Genomic DNA, 22,816 nt, shown 5'->3' on the forward strand with positions numbered 1-22,816 from the left:
AACGCCACGTCCCGAGGACGTGGCGTTTTTTTCTGTAAACAGGATCCGCTTGCGATCAGAACGGGATATCGTCGTCCATGTCGCGCGAGAAGCCGCCGCCCTGGCCGCCTTGACCGCCCTGGCCACCGCCCGAGCGACCGCCGCCAGAGGACTGGCGCGGCTGGTCGTAATCGTCGTAACCGCCGCCGCCATAGTTGCCGCCGCCGCCGAAGTCACCCGCTCCACCGCCGCCGCCACGGCTGACACCGGAGCCGCCGCCTTCGCCGCGGCCGTCAAGCATGGTCAGCGTCGAGTTGAAGCCCTGCAGCACGACTTCGGTCGAGTAACGGTCGTTGCCGTTCTGGTCCTGCCACTTGCGGGTCTGCAGCGCGCCCTCGATGTAGAGCTTGGCGCCCTTCTTCACATATTGCTCGACAACCTTGCAGAGGCCTTCGTTGAAGACCACGACCGTGTGCCATTCGGTCTTTTCCTTGCGCTCACCGCTGTTGCGGTCGCGCCAGGTCTCCGACGTTGCAATGCGCAGGTTGGCGATCGGCCGGCCGTCCTGCGTGCGCCGGATTTCCGGGTCTGCCCCGACATTTCCGATCAAGATCACCTTGTTGACGCTTCCAGCCATGTTGCTTTTCCCGTGGTTTCACCGGGCCATGGACCCGGCTTGGAATTTCAAGAGCGCGCATCTTAGCGGCCTGATGCCGCCGATACGCCCCGCCTCGCACATAATCCACAACAGTTTTGGTCGTTTTATGGGCGATTTGTTCTTTATTTGTTCTAGTATTTGGCTATGATCCTGTCAACCGACTCGAATTGGCCGCCTGTTTTGCCGATTGCGCCTCGACATGGGCGTTAGCGTCATTACATAGGGGGCTTTCAACCGACATGCAAAAGCTGGCTTCCGATGAGTGAACTCAAGACCATCTCCATTCGTGGTGCGCGCGAGCACAATCTGAAAGGCATCGACCTCGATCTGCCGCGCAACAAGCTGATCGTGATGACCGGCCTTTCCGGCTCGGGCAAGTCGTCGCTTGCTTTCGATACGATCTATGCCGAAGGCCAGCGTCGCTATGTCGAAAGCCTTTCGGCCTATGCGCGCCAGTTCCTCGAGATGATGCAGAAGCCGGACGTCGACCAGATCGACGGCCTGTCTCCGGCGATCTCGATCGAGCAGAAGACGACGTCGCGCAATCCGCGCTCGACGGTCGGTACCGTCACCGAAATCTACGACTATATGCGCCTGCTCTTTGCGCGCGTCGGCGTGCCCTATTCGCCGGCGACGGGTCTGCCGATCGAAAGCCAGACGGTGAGCCAGATGGTCGACCGGGTGCTCGAATTCGGCGAAGGCACGCGCCTCTATATTCTTGCGCCGCTCGTGCGCGGCCGCAAGGGCGAGTACAAGAAAGAACTCGCCGAGCTGATGAAGAAGGGCTTTCAGCGCGTCAAGGTCGACGGCACCTTCTACGAGATCGCCGAGGTGCCCGCACTCGACAAGAAGTACAAGCATGACATCGACGTCGTGGTCGACCGCGTGGTCGTGCGGCCCGACCTCGCCTCGCGCCTTGCCGACAGCCTTGAGACCTGCCTGACGCTCGCCGATGGCCTCGCAGTCGCCGAATTCGCCGACAAGCCGCTGCCACCCGAAGAGACCGCTGCCGGCGGCTCGGCCAACAAGTCGCTGAACGAAACCCACGAGCGCGTGCTGTTTTCGGAAAAGTTCGCCTGCCCGGTTTCCGGCTTCACCATTTCCGAGATCGAGCCGCGGCTGTTCTCGTTCAACAACCCCTTCGGCGCGTGCCCGACCTGCGACGGTCTCGGCAGCCAGCAGAAGATCGACACGGCGCTGATCGTGCCGGAAGAGCACCGGACGCTGCGCGACGGCGCAATTGCGCCCTGGGCGAAATCCTCCTCTCCATACTACAACCAGACGCTGGAAGCGCTCGGCAAGGTCTTTGGCTTCAAACTCGGCAGCCGCTGGAACGAGCTGTCGACTGCGGCACAGACCGCGATCCTGCACGGAACGGAAGAGAAGATCGTCTTCCATTACGAGGACGGTGCCCGCTCCTACAACACCACCAAGAACTTCGAGGGCATCGTGCCCAACCTCGAGCGCCGCTGGAAGGAAACCGACAGCGCCTGGGCGCGCGAGGAGATCGAGCGCTACATGTCGGCTGCGCCCTGCCCGGCTTGCGCCGGTTTCCGCCTGAAGCCGGAGGCGCTGGCGGTCAAGATCGACAAGCTGCATATCGGTCAGGTGACCGAAATGTCGATCCGCGTTGCACGCGACTGGTTCGAGGTCCTGCCGGAGCATCTGAATGCCAAGCAGAACGAAATCGCCGTCCGCATCCTGAAGGAGATCCGTGACCGACTGCGCTTCCTCAACGACGTCGGTCTCGAATATCTGAGCCTGTCGCGCAATTCCGGAACGCTCTCAGGCGGTGAAAGCCAGCGCATTCGGCTGGCCTCGCAGATCGGCTCCGGCCTCACCGGCGTTCTCTACGTGCTCGACGAGCCGTCGATCGGCTTGCACCAGCGCGACAACGCCCGCCTGCTGGACACGCTTCGGCATCTGCGCGACATCGGCAACACGGTGATCGTCGTCGAACATGACGAAGACGCGATCCTGACGTCCGACTATGTCGTCGATATCGGCCCGGCTGCCGGCATCCATGGCGGCGAAGTCATCGCGCAAGGGTCGCCGTCGGACATCATGGCCAATCCGAAATCGCTGACCGGAAAGTATCTGTCCGGCGAGCTTTCGGTTGCCGTTCCCTCCGAACGCCGCAAGCCGAAGAAGAAAAAGGAAATCACCGTCGTCGGCGCCCGCGCCAACAACCTGAAGAACGTCACCGCCTCGATCCCGCTCGGCGTCTTCACCGCCGTTACCGGTGTCTCCGGCGGCGGCAAGTCGACCTTCCTGATCGAGACGCTCTACAAGGCCGCCGCCCGCCGCATCATGGGCGCGCGCGAAAACCCGGCCGAGCACGACCGCATCGATGGCTTCGAGCATATCGACAAGGTGATCGACATCGACCAGTCGCCGATCGGTCGTACCCCGCGCTCGAACCCGGCAACCTATACCGGCGCCTTCACGCCGATCCGTGACTGGTTCGCCGGCCTGCCGGAAGCCAAGGCACGCGGATATCAGCCGGGCCGCTTCTCCTTCAATGTCAAGGGCGGCCGCTGCGAGGCCTGCCAAGGCGACGGCGTCATCAAGATCGAGATGCACTTCCTGCCGGATGTCTACGTCACCTGCGACGTCTGCCACGGCAGGCGCTACAACCGCGAAACGCTCGACGTGCATTTCAAGGGCAAGTCGATCGCCGACGTGCTCGACATGACCGTCGAGGAAGGCGTCGACTTTTTCGCCGCCGTTCCCTCGGTGCGCGACAAGCTCGTCACGCTCAACCAGGTCGGCCTCGGCTATATCAAGGTCGGCCAGCAGGCCAACACGCTCTCGGGCGGTGAGGCCCAGCGCGTCAAGCTCGCCAAGGAACTGTCGAAGCGCTCGACCGGTCGCACGCTCTACATTCTCGACGAGCCGACCACCGGCCTGCATTTCCACGATGTCGCAAAGCTTCTTGAAGTTCTGCATGAGCTCGTCAACCAGGGCAATTCGGTCGTCGTCATCGAGCACAATCTCGAAGTCATCAAGACTGCCGACTGGGTGATCGACTTCGGCCCTGAAGGCGGCGACGGCGGCGGCGAAGTCATCGCCAAGGGCACGCCGGAAGACGTGGTCAAGGAAAAGCGGTCCTATACCGGCCAGTTCCTGAAGGAGCTGCTGGAGCGCCGGCCGATGAAGAAGGTCGAAGCAGCAGAGTAAGTCTGTCGATCTGGTCGGCGCGCTTTAGGAGTGATCACGGCATGATGCGGCCTGCTCGTCTGGAAGATCTGGCCGCTGTGCAAAGCGTGACGGAGGCGGCCTATGAGCCCTATCGGACGCTCTTTGGTGGGCCGCCGCTCCCGGTCACCGAGGACTACGCGCCTCGCATCCTTCGCGACGAGGTCTGGCTTCGGGAGCGAGATGAGGTTGTCTCGGCGCTTGCCGTTTTCGAACGGCACGCCGATCACCTTATGATCTTCAGCCTTGCGGTTGCCCCGGCCTATCAGCGCCAGGGGTTCGGCATCGAATTGCTGCGCTTCGTGGATGCCAAAGCGGCTGAGTGGGGCTTGCCGGAGGTGCGGCTCTACACCAATTCACGCATGGAGCGAAACATCGCGCTCTATCGCGCCTATGGATTTCAAGAAACGGGTCGCCGACCCAATCCCTATCGTCCAGGGTGGACACTCGTGGACATGACGAAATCGATCAAAGACTGAAAAGCACGCGGTCAAGCGATGGCCGTTGTTGAGGAGGATGGCATGGCAAAATCCGGAAAGATCCGCGTTGGTATCGGCGGCTGGACCTTCGAGCCCTGGGAAGGCACCTTCTATCCCGACACGCTGGCAAAGAAGCGGCAGCTCGAATATGCCGGCAAGCAGTTGCGGGCAATCGAGGTGAACGGCACCTACTATTCGTCGCAGAAGCCGGAGACCTTCGCCAAGTGGGCGTCGGAAGTGCCCGATGATTTCATCTTCTCCCTGAAGGCGAGCCGCTTCGTCACCAACCGCAAGGTTCTCTCGGAAGCCGGTGAATCCATGGAGCGATTCCTGACGCAGGGACTGACCGAGCTTGGGCCTCATCTCGGCCCCATCCTCTGGCAGTTCGCGCCGACGAAGAAGTTCGAGCCCGACGATTTCGAAGGCTTTTTGAAGCTTCTGCCGGATAAGCAGGACGGCTTGCCGCTGCGCCATGTGGTCGAGGTCCGCAACCCGACCTTTCAGTCTCCGGATTTTGTCTCCCTGTTGGAGAAATACGGCGTCGCCGTGGTGCTCGCCGAGCATGCGGACTATCCGATGATCGCCGATGTCACTGCCGATTTTGTCTATCTGCGCCTGCAAAAGGGCAGCGACGACATCAAGACTTGCTATGCTGCCGACAAGCTCGACCTCTGGGCCGAGCGCGCCAAGGCGTTTGCGGCGGGCGACGAGCCGAGTGGGCTCGAAAAAAGCGCGCCTGATCGCACGGCCAAGAAGGAGCCGCGTGACGTGTTTGCCTACTTCATCACCGAGGGCAAGGTGAATGCGCCGAATGGCGCACGCGAGCTGCAAAAGCGCGTCGATTGAGATCAGCAGGGCCAGACCGCGCGCAGACGCGTCTGGCCCGCCTAGGGCGCATCCGCGCCCGAGAGCCCCACCACGATTGGAGTCTCGGGCCTGTCGCAAGGCGTTGATGTTCAGGCGTGCCGAGGCCGCGCCGACGTCGGCTGCGAACCAAATGCCGGTGCTTACGGGACCGCCAAAAAACGAATCACTGCCCCACCCCATATCGCTTTCACCGATGCAACCGAGCCTGCCGTAAGGGACACTTTTTATGCGGGTTTTTACCCGTCAAAATTTCGATTGCGTGCCGACCGTTGCGTCAGTCTCACAGGCAACCTCCGGAAGTGCCTGATTTTCATGGCGTTGACCGATGTCCCCGTTTTCCACAGCCGGTCCACACAACATCTAGGGCTCAAACTTCCGTCACAAACCACCCCTTGACGCCTCCGGACGATTCACGGTTAATGGATTTCACGTTGCAACGGCGGCGGACCGGATTGTTCAAGTCCCGGTTCCTCTCCCCAAATCGGCGGTTCTGAAAGGCGGCAGTCATGGATTTCACCATGGGGTCGCCCTGAGGATTTCTGTGCGATTTTTCGGGTCCACCGGGGCAATATTTGGCTGGCATGAAGAAGTTGTTGATACTATATTTAGTATTTGCAGACAGCCTATCTCACAAGATACAGGGTCACCCAGTTATGGGTTTCTCTCCAAGGACGGAAGCTGAGACTGGCTGCGGGATGCCCCTCGCGGCCGGGCGGGGACAATTGCGCCTGTGGCGGGCGCTAGGCAACACGAAGGACCAGGGACAATGAAGATCGAACGTCGTTTCACAAAAGCCGGGCAATCCGCTTATGCGGAGATCGAATTCCGCAAGGCTACGAGTGAAATCAAGAACCCCGATGGTTCGATCGTTTTCCGCCTTGCCGATATCGACGTGCCGGCTCAGTTCAGCCAGGTTGCCGCCGACATTCTCGCCCAGAAGTATTTCCGCAAGGCCGGCGTTCCCGCCAAGATGAAGCGCGTCGAGGAGAACGATGTCCCCTCCTTCCTCTGGCGCGCGGTTCCCGACACGGATGCGCTGAAGGCGCTGCCGAAGGATGAGCAGTACGGTTCCGAAACCGATGCCCGTCAGGTCTTCGATCGCCTGGCCGGCACCTGGGCCTATTGGGGCTGGAAGGGCGGCTACTTCGACACCGAGGAAGACGCTTCGGCCTTCCAGGACGAACTTGCCTACATGCTCGCCACCCAGCGCGTCGCGCCGAACTCGCCGCAATGGTTCAACACCGGCCTGCACTGGGCCTACGGCATCGACGGCCCTGGCCAAGGCCACTTCTATGTCGACCCGTTTACCGGCAAGCTGACCAAGTCCAAGTCGGCCTATGAGCATCCGCAGCCGCATGCCTGCTTCATCCAGTCGGTCGGTGACGATCTCGTCAACGAAGGCGGCATCATGGATCTGTGGGTGCGTGAAGCGCGCCTGTTCAAGTACGGTTCTGGTACCGGCTCCAACTTCTCTTATCTGCGCAGCGAAGGCGAAAAGCTCTCGGGCGGCGGCAAGTCCTCCGGCCTGATGTCGTTCCTGAAGATCGGCGACCGTGCTGCCGGTGCCATCAAGTCGGGCGGCACCACCCGCCGCGCCGCCAAGATGGTCGTTGTCGACATCGACCATCCGGATATCGAGGAATACATCAACTGGAAGGTCAAGGAGGAGCAGAAGGTTGCCGCCCTCGTCACCGGTTCCAAGGTCGTCGCCAAGCATCTGAAGGCGATCATGAAGGCCTGCGTCAACTGCGAAGGCACCGACGACGCCTGCTATGACCCGAAGCAGAACCCGGCGCTGAAGCGCGAGATCCGGGCCGCCAAGCAGGCGCTGGTTCCGGAAAACTATGTCCAGCGCGTTATCCAGTTCGCGAAGCAAGGCTACAAGGACCTTGAGTTCAAGACCTACGACACCGACTGGGATTCGGAAGCCTACCTCACGGTTTCGGGCCAGAACTCCAACAACTCGGTCTCGATCAAGGACGACTTCCTGCGCGCCGTCGAAGCCGATGGCGACTGGCACCTGACCGCCCGCAAGGACGGCCGCGTCATGAAGACGCTGAAGGCACGCGACCTCTGGGAATCGATCTCCTACGCCGCCTGGGCGTCGGCCGATCCGGGCCTGCACTTCAACACGACCATGAACGACTGGCACACGAGCCCCGCTGCCGGCCCGATCCGCGCATCGAACCCGTGCTCGGAGTACATGTTCCTCGACGACACCGCCTGCAACCTCGCCTCCCTGAACCTGATGATGTTCAAGGATGCGGCGACCAAGCGCATCAACATCGCAGACTACGAGCACGCCGTCCGCCTGTGGACGATCGTTCTCGAAGTCTCGGTCATGATGGCGCAGTTTCCGTCCCGCGAGATTGCCGAGCTTTCCTACGAATACCGCACGCTCGGCCTTGGCTACGCCAACATCGGCGGCCTCTTGATGTCCTCGGGCATTCCCTATGACTCGACCGAAGGCCGCGCCATCGCCGGTGCGCTGACGGCGATCATGACCGGTGTCTCCTATGCTACCTCGGCCGAGATGGCCGAAAAGCTCGGTCCGTTCCCAGGCTTTGCGCCAAACCGCGACAACATGCTGCGCGTCATCCGCAACCATCGCCGCGCCGCCTATGGCGAGACGACCGGTTACGAAGCGCTTTCGGTCAACCCGGTCGCGCTCATCCATGCCGACAATCCGGACCAGGACCTCGTCATCCACGCCATGAGCGCCTGGGACAAGGCACTGGAACTCGGCGAAAAGCACGGCTACCGCAACGCCCAGGCAACGGTTATCGCACCGACCGGCACGATCGGCCTTGTCATGGACTGCGACACGACCGGCATCGAACCTGACTTCGCGCTGGTCAAGTTCAAGAAGCTCGCCGGCGGCGGCTACTTCAAGATCATCAACCGCGCCGTTCCGGAAGCGCTGCGCTCTCTCGGCTACGGCGAAAGCCAGATCGCCGAAATTGAAGCTTACGCAGTCGGTCACGGCAACCTGAACCAGGCTCCGGCGATCAACCCGTCGACACTGAAGGCCAAGGGCTTCACCGACGAGAAGGTGGAAGCCGTCAACGCCGCCCTGAAGTCCGCTTTCGACATCAAGTTCGTCTTCAACCAGTGGACGCTCGGCGCCGACTTCCTCAAGGGCACACTGAAGGTCTCCGACGAACAGCTCGCCGCGATGGACTTCAACCTGCTCGACCACATGGGCTTCTCCAAGAAGGACATCGAAGCGGCGAACATTCACGTCTGCGGCGCGATGACACTCGAAGGTGCACCGTTCCTGAAGAACGAGCACCTGCCCGTCTTCGATTGCGCCAACCCCTGCGGCAAGATCGGCAAGCGTTATCTCTCGGTCGAAAGCCACATCCGCATGATGGCGGCCGCCCAGCCGTTCATCTCGGGCGCGATCTCCAAGACGATCAACATGCCGAACGAGGCGACCGTCGAGGACTGCAAGAACGCCTACATGCTTTCGTGGAAGCTGGCGCTGAAGGCAAACGCGCTCTACCGCGACGGCTCCAAGCTGTCGCAGCCGCTGAACGCCTCGCTGATCGAGGACGACAAGGACGAGGATGCGCTGGAGGATCTGATCCAGGCGCCCGCCGCCGCCCAGGCCGTCACCATCACCGAGAAGATCGTCGAGCGCGTCATCGAGAAGGTGATCCGCGCCCGCGAAAAGCTGCCGAACCGCCGCCAGGGCTACACCCAGAAGGCCGTCGTCGGTGGTCACAAGGTGTATCTGCGCACCGGCGAATTCGGTGACGGCCGCCTCGGCGAGATCTTCATCGACATGCACAAGGAAGGGGCCGCCTTCCGTGCGATGATGAACAACTTCGCCATCGCCATCTCGCTCGGCCTGCAGTACGGCGTGCCGCTCGAGGAATATGTGGAGGCCTTCACCTTCACCAAGTTCGAGCCGGCCGGCATGGTCCAGGGCAACGACGCGATCAAGAACGCGACGTCGATCCTCGACTACGTCTTCCGCGAACTGGCGGTTTCCTATCTCGGCCGTCACGACCTCGCCCATGTCGACACCTCCGACTTCGGCAACACCGCGCTCGGCAAGGGCATTCAGGAAGGCAAGACCAACCTGATCTCGACCGGCTGGACCCGCGGCTACAAGCCGACGATCGTCGGCGGCACCGGTGACCGGGCCTCCAGCGAGCCGAAGGGCTCGTCGACGGCAGCCCCTGCCCGCGCCTCCTCTGGCGCAACCGTGACGGCGATCGCCGGAAACACGGTGCGCAAGATCGAGACGACGACGGCGATCGCAACGTCCGAAATCGTCGCCTTCAAGCGCGACTATGAAGAGCGCGCTGCGGAACTGGCAGAAGAGATCGCCGACGAAGTCGAGCAGGAAGTAACCGCCCTCTTCTCCGACAAGGCGGCCGCCGAAGCGGCATCGGCCAAGTCGGACGCCAAGAAGGTGGAAGCTGAGCGCCGCGCCCGCTCGATCATGCAGGGCTACACCGGCAACATGTGCACCGAATGCCAAAACTTCACGATGGTGCGCAACGGTACCTGCGAGAAGTGCGACACCTGCGGCGCGACGAGCGGCTGCAGCTAAGCGGCCCGTCGTTGACGACGACCACGACCAACCATCATTGCCAACCCGAAGTTTTCCTTGGGTTGGATTTCTCTAGAGAACAAAACGAGAATTTATAGACCGAGCCACCATTCGACCAAGTTCCCATCATGCTCACCCCGATCATAGACATCCTTCTCGAAGACCCCAGTCAGAATGACCTCAGCGGCATCGTTGCGCCGCTGGATGCCTATAACGATGCCCATAGCGGCATGGTCGACCTGCCCGGTTTTGCAATCGTGCTTCGCGATCCGGAGACGAAAGTCGCGACGGGCGGGCTCTATGCGACGGATGGCTATGGCTGGGCCTTTATCCGTTACCTCGCCGTCCCTGATGAGTACCGCGGCCAGGGCCTTGGCCGGCGCCTTGTCGAAGAAGCGGAGAAGATCGCGCGCCAGCGCGGCTATGTCGGCCTTTGGCTCGACACCTTCGAATTCCAGGCCAGGCCCTTTTATGAAAAACTCGGCTTCGAAGTTTTCGGCGAGCTTGAAGGTGGTGATGGGGCGATTGCGCGCTACTTTCTAAAGAAGCGATTCTGACGCCGGAAAGCCACGATCCGAAGCAGCAACCGCGCTTTGGGGGCCCGAAAGCGAGAGTATGCGGCTGCCCCAACGGTATACACGGCCCGACGCTTATTCCGGACGGACGCCCTTGTTGCCCTGTAGCGCGTTTGTGGTCACCCGAATCGCCGGCTGCCGTTTACGTCCTTGCCGATGATCTCCCGGATAATGGTCAGGGTTTCCTTCGCCGCCTCCTTGGGTGCGAGTGCGGTATCGGCGACGTTGCTGACCAGCTTCGTCATATCGTGATCGATATCCTTCTCAGCCCAACGCTTGCCCTTCGCAACCGTGATGTAGACCGAGTAGGCGTGGTGCATGGTTCCGGGCCGCTCGCCGATGATGTGGAGAATTCCGCGAAACGTGTTGGGATCGGCGTCGGCAAACAGCATCTCGCCAATCCGGTAGCCGGCCCGCACTCTGCCGCTGGTGACCAGGATATTCTTGTCGCTCACCGACACGCCGGCATCGCCGAGCAGCCTGCGCATCTCCTCCAGATAGGGCGAAAGATGGCCGTCATCCATGATGGCCTTGGCGTTCAGACCATCTGAGATGACAATCTGGCCCTTGGGCATATCGCCTTTCCAGGACGTCCTGATCGCGTCAATCGCCCTGATTGAGTCCGGGCTCAGCGTTTCACCGGTCGTCGGATGCGCGATGTAGTCGTTCCGGTCCTTGGACAGGGTGCGAACCGGAACGACGCTGGGCACCGCCGCTATGAACTCCGGCGTAAGCTCGGCCCAAAGAGAGAGTTTGGCGTCGTCATAAAGACCCCTCACTTTCGTCGCGAGCGTCGGGTTGAGATCCCATATCTTCTCACCGTGGCCCGTGGCCAGGTCGACGCCTCTTGCCTCGACCTCCGTCATCATCCGCCTGCCCTCGGCGTAAACGGCGTCCTTGGAGCGCTTGTCCCCCTTGGCGAGGCGGTACTGATAATAGACCCAAAGAGGATCGCCGTATTTTGACGTGTAGCTGTTGTCCTTGCCGACAATTCCAAGGCGTTTGTAGAAATCCCACATCGCATCGTTGACCTTGAAGCCGAACTTATCCCTCACGCGTACGTGGTCCTGAAATGCGGTCGTGAGATAGCTCAACATCGGGTCGTTCTTGGTCGGCAGAGCAATCAGATAGGCCGGATTGGCCGGCATGATCTGATCCTGGCACCAATCCAGATCGTCCAGGCTGACGGTCATGTGCAGGGTCGTGCATATATCGAGACCGATGGTCAGCCCATGGAGCTTGCCCATGACCATGTCCTCGAGGCAGCACCGAACGAGTTGTTCTCGGCTCTTGAAGACCTCCGGCCCAATGAAGCCGGCAACATCGTTGACATGCAGCCATGCGCCCTTCGGCTGCACTTTCGCAAGCTCCATGCCGACAGCCCGGCTGAACCCGTACTTCCGGGACTCAAGCACCATCATGTCGACGCCGTTTGCCGCGCCGTTGGTGAATTCCGAGCCCTGCCCGGTTTCGAAATAAAGGCCGTACCGCTCCCCTGCCTTGGCGCGTGCGTACTTCAGGATCTTCTCATTGGTTATATCGAAGATCTTGTTGCAATCATCCGTACCGGCAAGGCTCTGGAACACGGTGGAAACCGTGCCGGGGAAGTCTTCGCTTACCTCACCTTGGACGTCGATGTGAGCGAGCACGCACCACGGAATGACGTCGACCAGCTTGAACGTATCCACGATGTCCTTGAGCGCCCGCTCCACCGTGACGACGCTGTCGACGGTACTGTCCACCGGGTTGGTGCCGATGACGATGTCGCCGGTCGCATAGGAAAACGCATCGAAGACCTGCCACATGATGTCGTCGGGGTGGTCGGTCGGCGAATTCGGCTGGATACGTGCGCCCATGTATCCCTTGGCCCCCAGCTTGGTGCCGGGCATGACATTGAAAATCTTCTGGCTGACGGCGATCAACTCTTCATTACTCATCAGCTTCGGCACGCAGCCGATGGTATCGCTGGTCAGGCCATGCATGACGCCTTTGATCTCATCTTCCGATTTGGTCAGAAGAAATTCCTTCAGCTGGCCCATCGTCCAGTCTTTCAGCTTTTCTTGTTGAGCCCTGTCGGTGGTCTGCCAAATCAGTCGTTGCAGATCGTCCTCAAACAGCGGGTGCTGATCGAGGTCTGCGATCTTCGTTCTTGCCAGGAGGGCTCGGGCGTTCGTTCGGGACGTATCATTTTCCGCAGCCACAGCGATCGTCTGGTCTCCTTCCTTGAACGCATTCGCGCATCCCAGAACCTGCCGATAGGTCGTCTCGTCAAAGCCGCCCTTGATCCTGCTGATATAGGCAAAGATGTCCTCATCCTGCTTCACGTCGTCGATCACGAGGTTGCTTGGGCCTGGCGCGGCACGGGCAGCATGACTGTAGGCTGTAAGCGTGGCCGCCGCAGTTCCCGCCACCAACAGGAGATCGCGCCTGGACAGTGCATGCTGGTCTGAGAACATGCCTTTGCTCATTGCCATTTCCTTTCTGCAAAAGGTCTATCGGCATCTCGCCCGACGGCCCTCTGGTGACCGGCGATCTAAGGAAGGCGCATAAGAGTAAATGCTCGACACGTGTCCCTTGGGCATCGACACGGACCCGGCGAGCCTCGACCAGCCGGGCCTGTCAAAGTCGATTACTGCAGGCTCATCACGATGCGACCGTCGATCTTCCCGGCTTCCATGCGGCGGAAGATCTCGTTGATATTCTCGAGGCTATCCCACGAGAAATGCGGCGCGACTTTACCTTCAGCAGCGAACTGGAGCGACTCTTCCAGGTCCTGGCGGGTGCCGACGATCGATCCACGCACGGTGATGCGCTTAAGAACAGTCTCAAAGACCGGCACCGAGATCATACCTGGGGGCAGGCCGACGAGCGCCATGGTGCCGCGCGAACGCAGGAAACCGAACGCCTGTTCCATCGCAGCGGGCGAGACTGCAGTCACAAGCGCTCCATGCACGCCGCCGGTGGCCTTGATCACCTGCTCGACCGCATCCTTGGCCTTGCCGTTGACTGTCAGGTCGGCGCCCAATTGCTTTGCAAGTGCCAGCTTGTCGTCGAAGATGTCCGCCGCGACGACATGCATGCCCATCGCCTTTGCGTACTGCACGGCCATGTGGCCAAGCCCCCCGATGCCGGAGATGGCAACCCATTCACCGGGACGGACTTCCGTTTCCTTCAACCCCTTGTAAACGGTGACCCCGGCACACAGAACCGGCGCGGCAGGGCCGAACTCCAGCCCATTGGGCAGGCTGCCGACGAAATCAGGATCCGCCAGGCCATATTCGGCGAACGTCCCGTTGACCGAGTATCCCGTGTTCGACTGGGCCGCACACAGCGTCTCCCAACCGGTGCGGCAATGCGGACAGTAGCCGCAGGCGCTGTGAAGCCAGGGAACGCCGACCCTGTCGCCCTCTTTCACTCTTTTGACACCGGCGCCGACCGCCGAGACATAGCCGACACCCTCGTGCCCGGGAATGAATGGTGGGCTGGGCTTCACCGGCCAGTCGCCATTTGCAGCATGGAGATCGGTATGGCAAACGCCCGTTGCTTCGTATTTCACCAGGATCTGTCCCGGCTGCGGCGTGGGCACTGCCACTTCCTCGATCGTCAGGGGCGCGCCGAATTGCCGAACGACGGCTGCCTTCATCGCCTGAGCCATTTGCCAATCCTCCTCCAATCGCCGGGCCACGGAGAGGTTTCTTATGGGAACAGTGGGCCGGCAGGGGCCTATCTCACATACGAAAATCGTGTAATTGGCTCGAGCATCATGGCGCTCACAGCCAGTGCCCGGACGTCATTTCCTGCTTGGCGTATACCGCCACACTTCAACGCGGTTCACGTATCGCCATCGTCAGGTTGCAGCGTAAACCCGCCGGCAGAGTTCGACAATGGGTGGAGTGCAGAAGCGGTTCAGAGACCGACTGCCTTCGGCGCCCGGCCGGATCGAACAACGCAGATCGTGCAACGGCGTTCGAGCGGGCGCGCTGGCGCGCGTATTGACAGGATCGGCGCCGGTCGTGTTGACTGAATGCTACGGGGCCGTAGCTCAGTTGGGAGAGCGCCGCAATCGCACTGCGGAGGTCGAGGGTTCGACTCCCTTCGGCTCCACCAAAACGATCAGAAGGTGCCCGGTTGCCGAGGTATCGGAACAGCGGCTGATTTGTCATCAGCAGATCGCCAGTTCGAGTCTCTCTGGGGACACCGCCATGCTAATCCACCGTCCGGCCTTCGCGAAACGCTGCCCGATCCCGTGGCCACCTGTTTTCAGAGGCTGAACGGATCCCGCGCCGAGCGCTTCTCGCTCGGTGCATTGAACGGGTCGGCTTTCTTCTCCTTGGACTTGCGGCCCTCGTCGGCGATGATCTCGTCGACCGCCCTCTGGCACTTCATCAACTCGTCGGCCGCCGGGCCGGTGCCGCGCAGGCTGAGATTTGCGATGACGCGATCTTCAAACGCGATGGCCAAGGCCCGCTTGCGCACGAAGCCCGTCAGGAACTCGGCGTCGGTGACGTTCACGAACAGAAACTTTCCGCTCGCATCACCGGCAGCGGTCGCCGAGGCGCTCCATGGATCGGTCTTGTCGAAGCGGAAGGTCAGGTCGTACTCTTTGCCGACCTCGAGCGACCTCCAGTCGTCGCTGGCGAAGCTCATATAGAGCGGCGACTCGGAGCCCTTGGGATAGAACCCAAGGCGCAAGGTGACCCCGCCGTCGAATACCGACGAGATGAAGCAGGAGCCCTCCATCGAGGTGTCGGAAGCAACAGTCCAGCCGTCGACATCCTTCCACTTGATGATTTCGGACTCCTCAGCCGCGGCCGATCCCGCGGCGATCAGACAGCTTACCAATCCGACCAGCAATCTACGCATGCAAAACCCCCGTTTGCCCGCATTTTGATAGGTCCCCGCATCGCTGTCGAGGGTGCCTAGCCGATCCCAGGCAATATTTTAGGAATATTCACCTCTCCGCGGCAAGCGGACTGCCCATCACATGGCGAAAGGATCTTTCGATGACTTGGTCTGGCCGCCGCCGGCAAAGGGATCGTTGTTCGGCGCATTGCCACCGGCGCCCGCAAAGGGATCGTTCGCCGCTCCCTGACCGCCATTCGGGATCAAGGCGCTCACCGCCTCCTGGCACTTGAACATCTCGCTTACCGCCTTCATCGAATCACGCAGGCTGAGGCTCGCGACGACGCGCCCCTCGAAGGCCAGCGCCAAGGTGTTCTTGCGAACGAATTCGGTAAAGAAGTCGGTGTTGGAAAAGTTGACGACAAGGGCCTTGGCGCCGGTCAGATCAACACCGAACGCAACGGCCGGCCACTGACGACCACGGTCGAGCTGCAAGGCAACATCGTATTCCCGCTGCGGCTCGATGGATTTCCATTCGGCATTGCCGATCGAAAGAAACGCCAGGTTCGTCGATCCCCGCGGATAAAAGCCGATACGAAGGATAGCGCCGGCGTCATAGCTCGTCGCCGCGTAACACGAGCCTCCCAGGGAAGGATCGGATCCCACCGTCCAGGCGTTGATCCGTTTCCAGATATTCGAACGCCCTTCTTCGGCAGACGCCGCTCCAGCCGTGAGCAACAGGCCGAGCACCACCAACGACAATCTATGCATGCAACCACCCCACTTTCCACGCAAAGTTATCTTTTTTTAGAGGCCTGTCGAGACGGTGAAGGCCCTTCCCCGCAGGGATTTTTGCGCGCCCCAGGCCCGATGCGAAAGCTGGCAGCTCCGATGCATTCTCCGCGCCGGTCCATGAAGAACGGCCGAGACGAGGTCGAGATGGAGCGGCTGGCGCAAATCAGCCACAGCCTGCGGGCAAAGAGCTGTTGAACATGGCAGAGTGATCGCCATGCTTGCTGGACTTCGGAACGAAAGCGCGGTTCACATCGTTTACCAACCCTTAGTCCCACCCCTTCATCAAGTGGACGATCACCGTGCTTGCCGCCCTGCTTCTCGCTTCGATAGTCGCATCGCCCAATATGCCTGACGTCAAGCTCAGTGCCGCGACGGTGGATGAACTCCAGACCGATTTCGAACGGGCCGTACCGTGCCATCAGATCGATGGACGCAATGTTTGGAAGGGCGCGCTCGCGTTCTACATCCAGTCCTTCGTTTATGACGGCGATACGCCCGTTGCGACCGATGCGGCCGACGCAGTGCTTCCGGAAGACAACAGCGCCGAGACGGTGAAGGAGTTCGAAGACGCCTGCTCGGCCTCGCAAGCGACTTAAGTCTCTCCGCGAAGAGAGCCGCGATTCGTTCGAATCACGCGCGCGACCGGCCTGCCCGGCGCTGTTTTGGGACGCAACCGTCGCCGAAAACCGCCCCGCTCCCGCAAAAGTGACCAATCGACCCCCACAGAAGCAGCCAATTGCCTGAATTCACGGAATTTTAGGCACTTGCGGAACACATATGGAACAGATAGTGTCTGTTCTTGATTTGTTTCACGCCTCTGGAGCGACGTGCCATGCTGACCCGCAAGCAACAGGAATTGCTTCTGTTCATCCACGAACGCATGAAGGAGTCGGGCGTACCGCCGTCTTTCGATGAAATGAAGGATGCGCTCGACCTGGCGTCGAAGTCCGGCATTCACCGTTTGATCACGGCGCTCGAAGAACGCGGGTTCATTCGCCGGTTGCCGAACCGGGCGCGCGCGCTCGAAGTCATCAAGCTTCCGGAAGCCTACGCCGCCGGCCAGCAACAGCCGCGCAGAGGCTTCTCGCCGAGCGTGATCGAGGGCAGCCTCGGAAAGCCGCCGGCCGCCGCTCCTGCCACGCCGAAGCCGGCGCCGGTCGCCGAAAGCACGTCTGTTTCCGTCCCGGTGATGGGCCGCATCGCTGCCGGCGTGCCGATCTCGGCGATCCAGAACAACACCCATGACATTACCGTTCCGCTCGACATGATCGGCAGCGGCGAGCATTACGCCCTCGAAGTAAAGGGCGATTCGATGATCGAGGCCGGCATCTTCGATGGCGACACGGTGATCATCCGCAACGGCAACTCGGCCAATCCCGGCGACATCATCGTGGCGCTCGTGGACGACGAGGAAGCGACGCTGAAGCGCTTCCGTCGCAAGGGCGCGTCGATTGCGCTCGAAGCGGCCAACCCCGCCTACGAGACGCGCATTTTCGGACCGGATCGCGTGAAAATCCAGGGCAAGCTCGTCGGGCTGATCCGCCGCTACCATTGAATTCCAGGCAGAACGCCGAATCAAAAGAGCCTCGCCACTGAAAGTGGCGAGGCTCTTTCCATTTAAGGCGACCTGAAATCCAGATCGCTTATTCGTGGATCGTGTATTCGCCGAGTTCGCAGAGATCCTGCGTGTCCTCGGTCGTATCGAGGGCCGAGCCTTCCTCGAATTCGAATCGCATGTCGTATTTGCAGACGTCCCGCCCGTCGGCAATGGTGATCTCCATGCTCTCGCCGGGGTTCAGGACCTGCCGACCGAAAACATCGTCTTCCCATTCATTGACGCCGACCGGCGACGTATAGAAATTCGTCAGTACCGCGCCGGTGTTGTTCTTCAGCTGGAAAACCAGGTCGTCCGCGCGCGCCTCCATAGCGGTCGCCGCAAAACACGCCAACGCCGTCAGGATCAGTCTCTTTTTCATTGATGCCATTGCCTCCGTTCTTAATGTTGACGGACGCTACCGATGCGGTTGATCTCAGCGGAGTCATCGTTCCCCCTCTACCGAATTCACCGAAGCGATAAGATCCGACGGAGGCATAGGAGACGTGGCTTGCGCGGACGTGTCGCGAATTTTACCGCGCTGCCCTAAGGCAGAACGCCAAACCAAATTTAACGAGGTGAGATTATTGGAGGCCTCGCCCGGAATTGAACCGGGGTACAAGGATTTGCAGTCCTCTGCGTCACCACTCCGCCACGAGGCCTCACAGCTCGGATAACCAAGCGTTGGCGCGGATTTAGAATGATTGCAGAAAAACCGCAAGAGGCATTTTCTGAAAAACGCGCCGTCGAATTGCAGGACGGATACTTTCCACAGAACGATCGACGATGTCCGCCGATCGTCTCCCAGCTGATCTCAGCACCAGGGCGTCGGGCGCCCTTCCCACGGCCGCACGAGCCCCTCGGAAACGAGTACACGTCCAAGAGATTGGTCACCGCGGGTGACCAGGCGCAGTTTCTCGCCGGCCTTGGCATCTGATCGCCCTCCCGCCGAGATCAGCCTGAAGTCGCCTGCATTCAGCAATTCGCGCAGGCGCTGCTTGGCGTAGAAGCCGCGCGAACGCTCCTTGTCGCAGCTTGCCTGGCGGATTCGCGGTGCATCGACATCGGCGACGCGGATCGTCTCGCCATGGAAGACGAAGGTCGCGCCATCGATCACGCAGTTGTCGTTGCGAATGCCGCAAAAATAGAACTGATCGGTACGGATGGATGCCGTCTTCACCTCTTCATTGGGCCGCACGAGAGGGGTTGGCGGCGTGACGCCGACATTCACCGACGGCACCGGGGCGGCCAGGACAACCTTCGTCGCCGGGTTGGGCTTCGGATTTGGTTTGTGCCTATCCGCCTGCTGCGCAACGCGCTCCTGCGCTTCAGGAACCGCGCGCTGAGGCTTCGGCTTCGTTTCCGATCGCGATGCAAGGGCCATGACATCCGAAACCACCGGCCAGTGCCGCAACTCGGCGCGATGGTCGTAGGCCATGACGCCGCCAAGGGTGAGCGCTGCGGCCAGATACCACGGCGCCATGCCGCCCTGTTTGCTGGTGCTTCGGCCCGAACTGCGGCGTCGACGTTTCGTAGTGGCTTTGGCCATCGGTCCCCATCCTGATTCGAGACCGCATTATGCGTTTGATGGGTTGCCGAAAAGTTTTCGAGGGCACCCCAACAGAGGGGAAGACCGCGAGGAACCGGTCATTCGCCTGCGCGGCCACGGCCCTTGTTGAGAGATTCGGAATTGGTACGGGACGGCCGCGAGGAACCGAAAACTGCCGACCGCCCTGCCTCGACAACAAGATCGTTAAATCGGCGTCCGGCTCAGGAGCCGTTCGAGGAGTTGGCCTTCCCGCGCCAGCGCGCCCACCAGACGGCCAGACGACGACGGCGGCGGCGAACCGAGGGAATGTCGTGGGAAAGCACGATCAGGCCCAACGGTATCATCCAGAAGCCCAGCACGGGCAGGAAACCGAGAAAACCGCAGAACACCAGCAGCGAACCCAGCAGGATGCGCAGCAGCGGAGAGTCGGGCAGCGCGATACGCCATTTGCCCAGCACGATCTGTCGTGTTTGCGGATCAATGCCGAAATGCGTCTGCTTCCTGTTTTTATTCATCATTCCCTATCCGGCGTGTTTTCCCACAATTGGGGACTTCTCCACAGCCTCGCAACGGAACTTGTCATTTTTTTTGAAAAAAGCGCTTGGCAAATCAGAAAAGCATGCGTATTAGCAGCCTCACTTCTGAAGCGCACAGCACAACAGCGGCGCGGATGATCCCTGGTAGCTCAGCGGTAGAGCATTCGACTGTTAATCGACAGGTCGCCGGTTCGAATCCGGCCCGGGGAGCCACTTTCTAAAAGAGCCATTTGCAGCGATGCGAATGGCTCTTTTTCATTTTGCACCTATGTTCTCCAGGTGATCAATCCCCAACCTCCCGATGGTTCTTCATGACAAAGGCCGCGGCGCCGCCCATCATCGTCTGGTTCCGCAAGGATCTCCGCCTGGCCGACAATCGCGCCCTCTCGGCTGCCGCCGGCGAGGCAGCCGTCATTCCCCTCTATATTCGCGAACCCGCCGACAGCGGCAACGGTCCGCTCGGGGCGGCGCAGGCGTGGTGGCTGCACCATTCGCTCGAGGCCTTGGGCGCAAGTCTCGCGCGGCACGCTTCTCGCCTCGTTCTTCGATCAGCCGCGCCGCTTGACGTGATTGTCGAGATTGCGCACGCAAGCGGTGCGGAGCGCATCTACTGGAACCGGCGCTACGACCCGAACGGCATCGCCACGGATACCGCGCTCAAGAAGGCGCTGGCCGAGCGGGGAATCATCGCGGAGAGCTTTGCAGGACAATTGCTGCATGAGCCCATGCGGCTGCTGACGACGACGGGCGGCCCCTACCGCGTGTTCACGCCGTTCTGGCGCGCGCTCGAACTGAAAAACGAGCTGGCACCGCCGATCGACCGGCCGCGCCATATCGCAGCCCCGGGAGCATGGCCGCGATCGGAACGCCTTGACGACTGGTCGCTGCTGCCGACGAAACCGGACTGGGCGGCGACATTCAGCGAGGTCTGGACGCCGGGCGAAGACGGTGCGGCCACCCGTCTCGAAGAATTCGTCGATGAGAAGCTCGACGCCTACAAACGCTGCCGCGACATTCCCGACGCGGATGGCACATCCCTGCTCTCGCCTCATCTCGCCTTTGGCGAAATTTCGCCGGCGCAGGCCTGGCATGCGGCAGCTGGGCCCCAGGCCGATAGCGGCGAAGGGGCGGCCACCTTCCGCAAGGAACTCGCCTGGCGCGAATTCTCCTATCATCTGCTGTTTCATTATCCTGAGCTTGGCCGCCGCAACCTCGACCGTCGATTCGACCGCTTCCATTGGCTGAACGACGAGGACGATTTTACTCGATGGACCAGCGGGCTCACCGGATATCCGATCGTCGATGCCGGCATGCGCCAGCTATGGCGCCACGGCTACATGCACAATCGCGTTCGCATGATTGTCGCCTCCTTTCTCATCAAGGACCTGCTCGTCGACTGGCGCAAGGGAGAAGCCTGGTTCCGTGACACGCTGGTCGACGCGGATCCGGCCAACAATGCCGCAAGCTGGCAATGGGTCGCCGGATCGGGCGCGGACGCCGCACCGTTCTTCCGCATCTTCAACCCGCTCCTGCAAGGGGAGAAATTCGATCCCGACGGTCTCTATGTGAAACGCTTCGTGCCGGAGCTGGAGCGCCTCCACCCGCGCTATGTCCATCGCCCCTTTGCAGCGCCCGCCACGACCCTTGCCGAAGCCGGCATCGAACTCGGCACGACCTACCCGAAACCGATCGTCGACCATGCCCTTGCCCGCGATCGGGCACTGGCAGCCTTCCGGCAGATCACAAGCGCACCGGGAGTTTCTGAAGAGACGTAGAGCCTCCGGTAGAATTCCTCAGTTGGCGTCCCGCCCGATTGCGGCTAGGCTCACGTTACGGATGCAACAGCTGAGGGGGTGGTGTATGCGTAACCTGGAAGCCGATTTTGCTGCATTTGCCGGTGCGGTGGAGCTATCTTCCGAAAATCTGGCGACGGCCGTGCGGGAATTTCCGCTCAAGGCGCGCATGGTGCTTGGCGCCCTGGTGCACCTTCAGGTGGGAACGTTGATGCTCGCCACGCCAGACGGCCGCAGGCTGGTGATCAAAGGCGCCAGGGCCGGCCCCAGCGCCATCCTCAACCTCAACAACTGGAACCTGCCGCAGCGTGCTATCTCGGGCGGCACCATCGGGGCTGCGGAAAGCTACATCGACGGCGACTGGGACAGTCCCGATGTCGGCGCCTTTCTCGAACTGTTCCTCGTCAATGCCGAAATCGGCAGGAATTTTCCGAACCGTGCGCGCGGGCTCCTGCGCCTTTTCGACAAGTTCCTGCACTGGCGCAATGCCAACACCCACTCCGGCGCGCGCCGCAACATCTCGGCCCATTACGACCTCGGCAACGCCTTCTACAGCGAATGGCTGGATCCGAGCATGACCTATTCGTCTGCGCTTTATGCAACGGGCGCCAATGATCTTCGCTCAGCGCAGAAAGCCAAATACCGCGCGCTCGCGGAAGCGACGAACCTGCGCACCGGCGATCATGTGCTTGAGATCGGCTGCGGCTGGGGCGGCTTTGCCGAATTTGCGGCAGCGGAAATCGGCTGCAAGGTCACGGGGCTGACGATCAGCCGCGAGCAACTGGCCTTCGCACGCGAACGCATGCAGCGTGCGGGCCTTGCCGACCGGGTCGAATTGAAGTTCCAGGACTATCGTGAAGAAAAGGGTACCTATGACCGCATCGTCTCGATCGAGATGTTCGAGGCCGTCGGCGAAAAATTCTGGGCAACCTATTTCTCGCAGCTGAAGCGGTGCCTGAAACCCGGGGGCAAGGCCGGACTGCAGATCATCACGATCAAGCCCGAATCCTACGAGGAGTATCGTTCCAATCCGGATTTCATCCAGAAATACGTCTTCCCGGGCGGCATGCTGCCAACGCGCGAGCATCTGGTCGAGCTTGGCCGCAATGTCGGCCTGCGGATGATCAACGACTTCGGCTTTGGCGTCGACTATGCCCGCACACTCGGCGAATGGCGGGAGCGGTTCTGGGCGGTCTGGAACAGGATCGAGCCGCTCGGCTTCGACCTGCGCTTCAAGCGGCTGTGGGAGTTCTACTTCTACTACTGCGAGGCCGGGTTCCGTGCCCGCAACATCGACGTCCGGCAGATCGTCTTCGAGTGAAGCGCACGGCGCGTCTTTACCGCGTCACCCGTAGCGCTTAAGAGGCGGTCGATCCAAGTTTCTGTT

Annotated in this window: 17 protein-coding genes and 3 tRNA genes; 11 read left to right on the top strand and 9 right to left on the bottom strand. The window is 61.0% G+C overall.

Going from position 1 to position 22,816, the window contains the following annotated elements; all coding sequences use genetic code 11:
- Positions 1-55: 55 nt before the first annotated feature.
- Positions 56-616 carry a single-stranded DNA-binding protein gene (locus tag ASE71_RS07505; protein ID WP_034791264.1) on the bottom strand — a complete coding sequence of 187 codons (561 nt, stop codon included), beginning with the start codon at positions 614-616 and terminating at the stop codon, positions 56-58.
- Between the two features lie 279 nt (positions 617-895).
- Here ASE71_RS07505 and uvrA point away from each other — a divergent pair, with 279 nt between their 5' ends.
- From uvrA to ASE71_RS07530, 5 genes are all read left to right on the top strand, one after another.
- On the top strand, positions 896-3,817 hold the full coding sequence (gene uvrA, locus ASE71_RS07510; protein ID WP_060517127.1) for an excinuclease ABC subunit UvrA: 2,922 nt from the start codon (positions 896-898) through the stop codon (positions 3,815-3,817).
- Positions 3,818-3,861: 44 nt separating this feature from the next.
- A complete protein-coding gene (locus ASE71_RS07515; protein ID WP_060517416.1) occupies positions 3,862-4,314 on the top strand; it encodes a GNAT family N-acetyltransferase in 453 nt (150 codons plus the stop codon).
- Positions 4,315-4,356: 42 nt separating this feature from the next.
- Positions 4,357-5,160, top strand: a complete 804-nt coding sequence (locus tag ASE71_RS07520) for a DUF72 domain-containing protein (protein WP_034791394.1) — start codon at positions 4,357-4,359, stop codon at positions 5,158-5,160.
- A gap of 787 nt (positions 5,161-5,947) precedes the next feature.
- Positions 5,948-9,745 carry a vitamin B12-dependent ribonucleotide reductase gene (locus tag ASE71_RS07525; RefSeq protein WP_060517125.1) on the top strand — a complete coding sequence of 1,266 codons (3,798 nt, stop codon included), beginning with the start codon at positions 5,948-5,950 and terminating at the stop codon, positions 9,743-9,745.
- A 128-nt stretch (positions 9,746-9,873) separates the two neighbouring features.
- Complete coding sequence (locus tag ASE71_RS07530) at positions 9,874-10,302, top strand: GNAT family N-acetyltransferase (RefSeq protein WP_060517123.1); 429 nt, start codon at positions 9,874-9,876, stop codon at positions 10,300-10,302.
- A 137-nt stretch (positions 10,303-10,439) separates the two neighbouring features.
- Here ASE71_RS07530 and ASE71_RS07535 read toward each other — a convergent pair whose 3' ends face one another.
- Together ASE71_RS07535 and adhP are read right to left on the bottom strand one after the other, a co-directional pair.
- Positions 10,440-12,788 carry an ethanolamine ammonia-lyase gene (locus tag ASE71_RS07535; RefSeq protein ID WP_060517121.1) on the bottom strand — a complete coding sequence of 783 codons (2,349 nt, stop codon included), beginning with the start codon at positions 12,786-12,788 and terminating at the stop codon, positions 10,440-10,442.
- 161 nt (positions 12,789-12,949) lie between these two features.
- The gene (adhP, locus tag ASE71_RS07540; RefSeq protein ID WP_034791206.1) at positions 12,950-13,975 is read right to left on the bottom strand and encodes an alcohol dehydrogenase AdhP; all 1,026 of its coding nucleotides are present in this window, start codon (positions 13,973-13,975) and stop codon (positions 12,950-12,952) included.
- Between the two features lie 376 nt (positions 13,976-14,351).
- On the opposite strand from adhP, the gene ASE71_RS07545 reads away from it, so the two are divergent.
- A tRNA-Ala gene (locus ASE71_RS07545) sits at positions 14,352-14,427 on the top strand.
- 153 nt (positions 14,428-14,580) lie between these two features.
- On the opposite strand, the gene ASE71_RS07550 is transcribed toward ASE71_RS07545, so the two are convergent.
- Entirely contained in the window at positions 14,581-15,183 is a 603-nt protein-coding gene (locus ASE71_RS07550; RefSeq protein ID WP_127889043.1) for a hypothetical protein, read from the bottom strand.
- Positions 15,184-15,300: 117 nt separating this feature from the next.
- Entirely contained in the window at positions 15,301-15,933 is a 633-nt protein-coding gene (locus ASE71_RS07555) for a hypothetical protein (RefSeq protein ID WP_060517113.1), read from the bottom strand.
- Between the two features lie 323 nt (positions 15,934-16,256).
- Here ASE71_RS07555 and ASE71_RS07560 point away from each other — a divergent pair, with 323 nt between their 5' ends.
- Together ASE71_RS07560 and lexA are read left to right on the top strand one after the other, a co-directional pair.
- Positions 16,257-16,553, top strand: a complete 297-nt coding sequence (locus ASE71_RS07560; protein ID WP_034791202.1) for a hypothetical protein — start codon at positions 16,257-16,259, stop codon at positions 16,551-16,553.
- A 236-nt stretch (positions 16,554-16,789) separates the two neighbouring features.
- Positions 16,790-17,512: a transcriptional repressor LexA gene (gene lexA, locus ASE71_RS07565; RefSeq protein ID WP_034791199.1), complete on the top strand. Its 723-nt coding sequence runs from the start codon at positions 16,790-16,792 to the stop codon at positions 17,510-17,512.
- Positions 17,513-17,600: 88 nt separating this feature from the next.
- Here the strand turns inward: lexA and ASE71_RS07570 are convergent, their stop codons facing one another.
- The 4 genes from ASE71_RS07570 to ASE71_RS07585 form a co-directional block, all read right to left on the bottom strand.
- Complete coding sequence (locus tag ASE71_RS07570) at positions 17,601-17,942, bottom strand: hypothetical protein (RefSeq protein WP_034791197.1); 342 nt, start codon at positions 17,940-17,942, stop codon at positions 17,601-17,603.
- A 197-nt stretch (positions 17,943-18,139) separates the two neighbouring features.
- Positions 18,140-18,213, bottom strand: a tRNA-Cys gene (locus ASE71_RS07575).
- 152 nt (positions 18,214-18,365) lie between these two features.
- Entirely contained in the window at positions 18,366-19,100 is a 735-nt protein-coding gene (locus tag ASE71_RS07580) for a thermonuclease family protein (protein WP_063891168.1), read from the bottom strand.
- A gap of 221 nt (positions 19,101-19,321) precedes the next feature.
- The gene (locus ASE71_RS07585; RefSeq protein WP_034791391.1) at positions 19,322-19,615 is read right to left on the bottom strand and encodes a hypothetical protein; all 294 of its coding nucleotides are present in this window, start codon (positions 19,613-19,615) and stop codon (positions 19,322-19,324) included.
- A 159-nt stretch (positions 19,616-19,774) separates the two neighbouring features.
- On the opposite strand from ASE71_RS07585, the gene ASE71_RS07590 reads away from it, so the two are divergent.
- The 3 genes from ASE71_RS07590 (at position 19,775) to ASE71_RS07600 (ending at position 22,750) form a co-directional block, all read left to right on the top strand.
- Positions 19,775-19,849 (top strand) — tRNA-Asn (locus ASE71_RS07590).
- 98 nt (positions 19,850-19,947) lie between these two features.
- Entirely contained in the window at positions 19,948-21,411 is a 1,464-nt protein-coding gene (locus tag ASE71_RS07595) for a cryptochrome/photolyase family protein (protein ID WP_060517109.1), read from the top strand.
- 85 nt (positions 21,412-21,496) lie between these two features.
- Entirely contained in the window at positions 21,497-22,750 is a 1,254-nt protein-coding gene (locus tag ASE71_RS07600; RefSeq protein WP_113544639.1) for an SAM-dependent methyltransferase, read from the top strand.
- Positions 22,751-22,816: the final 66 nt, after the last annotated feature.

The organism is Ensifer sp. Root954 (assembly GCF_001429005.1).
GTDB lineage: Bacteria > Pseudomonadota > Alphaproteobacteria > Rhizobiales > Rhizobiaceae > Ensifer > Ensifer adhaerens.